Origin of the sequence: Shinella sp. WSJ-2, from assembly GCF_003432075.1 — a bacterium.
Taxonomy (GTDB): Bacteria; Pseudomonadota; Alphaproteobacteria; order Rhizobiales; family Rhizobiaceae; genus Shinella.
In genome coordinates, this window is record NZ_QWBU01000028.1 from 1 (window position 1) to 2,496 (window position 2,496).

Annotated in this window: 2 protein-coding genes; both read left to right on the forward strand. The window is 60.1% G+C overall.

Translation table 11 applies throughout. The annotated features are described in order from the left end of the window. Positions 1-112: 112 nt before the first annotated feature. Positions 113-1,639 carry an IS21 family transposase gene (gene istA, locus D0Y60_RS24520; protein ID WP_117372585.1) on the forward strand — a complete coding sequence of 509 codons (1,527 nt, stop codon included), beginning with the start codon at positions 113-115 and terminating at the stop codon, positions 1,637-1,639. Further along, the gene (gene istB / locus D0Y60_RS24525) at positions 1,629-2,441 is read left to right on the forward strand and encodes an IS21-like element helper ATPase IstB (protein WP_117372586.1); all 813 of its coding nucleotides are present in this window, start codon (positions 1,629-1,631) and stop codon (positions 2,439-2,441) included. The genes istA and istB overlap by 11 nt, the downstream gene beginning before the upstream one ends. The last annotated feature ends 55 nt before the right edge of the window (positions 2,442-2,496 follow it).

Sequence of the window (2,496 nt, forward strand, 5' to 3'; positions counted from 1 at the left end):
TGTTGATTGCCACTGAGAACTGACCCGGCATAGCCCGATATTTCCATTGAGAATTGACCCATGTTTCAACCGTCCCTCGCGAGTTTTCAGCGAGGGCTGTGGAGTGATTGACATGGCGTTACTGAGCGTGATCCGGCGCTGGCATCTTCGAGAGCATCTATCGATCCGAGAGATCTGTCGCCGGACTGGCCTTTCCCGGAACACCGTCCGCAAATACCTGCGCCTTGATGGCGGGGAGCCGAAGTTTAAGGTGCCGGAGCGACCGAGCAAGCTTGATCCGTTTGCAGATCGGCTGTCGGCATGGCTGAAGACGGAATCGAAGAAGGGCCGCAAGCAGAAGCGGACGATCAAGCAACTGCATGCCGATCTGGTTGGCCTCGGTTATGAGGGCTCTTATAATCGGGTGGCGGCATTTGCCCGAGAGTGGAAGGCCGATAGGCAAAGGGAACTTCAGACCACAGGACGCGGAACGTTCGTGCCGTTGGCCTTCGAACCGGGCGAAGCGTTCCAATTCGATTGGTCGGAGGACTGGGCCATCATCGGCAATGAGCGCACCAAGCTGCAGGTCGCGCATACGAAGCTGAGCTACAGCCGCGCCTTCATCGTGAGAGCCTATCTCCTGCAGACGCACGAGATGCTGTTCGATGCCCACAACCATGCCTTCCGCGTCTTTGGCGGCATCCCCGGCCGTGGCATCTACGACAATATGCGCACGGCGATCGACAAGGTTGGTCGCGGGAAGGATCGCGACGTCAACGTGCGCTTCATGGCGATGGCCAGTCACTATGTGTTCGAACCCGAGTTCTGCAATCCGGCGTCCGGTTGGGAGAAAGGACAGGTCGAGAAGAACGTTCAGGATGCCCGTCATCGTCTCTGGCAGCCCACGCCGCGCTTTCCGTCGCTGGAAGCGTTGAACGTCTGGCTGGAGCAGCGCTGCAAGGAATTGTGGGCGAATACCCCGCACGGACAGATGCGCGGCACCATCGCCGACATCTGGGCTGAGGAGGCTTTGGCATTGATGCCTGTCTCCCGGCCGTTCGATGGCTTCGTCGAGTATACCAAGCGCGTCACGCCGACCTGCCTCGTTCATCTGGAGCGCAATCGCTACAGCGTTCCTGCCTCCTTCGCCAATCGGCCGGTGAGCCTGCGGGTCTATCCGGATCGTGTCGTTGTCGCCGCGGAGGGCCAGATCGTCTGCGAGCATCGCCGGGTCATCGATCGCTCTCATGACCGACCGGGACAGACCATCTACGACTGGCGGCATTATCTGGCGGTGGTGCAACGCAAGCCGGGCGCTCTTCGCAATGGTGCACCCTTTGCCGAACTGCCCGATGCGTTCCGAGCCTTGCAGCAGTACCTCCTGAAGAAGCCGGGTGGTGACCGCGAGATGGTCGATATCCTGGCCCTTGTTCTCCAGCACGACGAACAGGCCGTGCTATCGGCGGTCGACATGGCGCTGAAGTCCGGCGTCCCCACGAAGACGCACGTGCTGAACCTGCTGCATCGCCTCGTCGACGGCAAATCCTTCACACCGCCCACCATCGACGCGCCGCAGGCCCTGACGCTCACCAACGAGCCCAAGGCCAATGTCGAACGCTACGATGCGCTCAGAAAGACGGAGGTTCGCCATGCGTCATAATCCAGCAAGTGGCGCTGTCGTCATCATGTTGCGGCAACTGAAGATGCACGGCATGGCCCAGGCCGTCGGCGAACTCACCGAACAGGGATCGCCAGCGTTTGAGGCCGCCATCCCGATCCTGTCGCAGCTCCTCAAGGCCGAGACCGCGGAACGTGAAGTGCGATCGACCGCCTACCAGCTCAAGACGGCACGCTTTCCAGCCTATCGTGATCTGAACGGCTTCGACTTCACCAGCAGTGAGGTCAACGAGGCGCTGGTCCGTCAGCTTCATCGCTGCGACTTCCTCGACGAGGCCAACAACATCGTCCTGGTCGGCGGTCCCGGCACGGGCAAGACGCATATCGCTACGGCCATCGGTGTCCAGGCCATCGAACATCATCACAAGCGGGTTCGGTTCTTCTCGACCGTGGAACTGGTCAACGCGCTCGAGCAGGAGAAGTCCCAAGGTCGCCCAGGCCAGATCGCCAACCGCCTGGCACACTCCGATCTCGTCATTCTCGACGAGCTGGGCTACCTGCCGTTCAGCGCTTCAGGCGGGGCGCTGCTCTTCCATCTGTTAAGCAAGCTCTACGAGCACACGAGCGTCATCATCACGACCAACCTGAGCTTCAGCGAATGGGCCAGCGTCTTCGGCGATGCCAAGATGACCACCGCGCTGCTCGACCGCTTGACCCACCATTGCCACATCCTTGAAACCGGAAACGACAGCTTCCGCTTCAAGAATAGTTCGGCTCATGAGCCCAAAACGACGAAGGAGAAAAGGAAGAGCTTGACCGCAACCACCGACCCGAACGACATCTAATAGGCGGGTCAATTCTCGGTGGAAATGCCGGGTCAGTTCTCAGTGGCAATCAACA

Coding starts and splice junctions, on each gene's coding strand:
- istB (WP_117372586.1), top strand. CDS start 1,629: ATGCGTCATAATCCAGCAAGTGGCGCTGTCGTCATCATGTTGCGGCAA.
- istA (WP_117372585.1), top strand. CDS start 113: ATGGCGTTACTGAGCGTGATCCGGCGCTGGCATCTTCGAGAGCATCTA.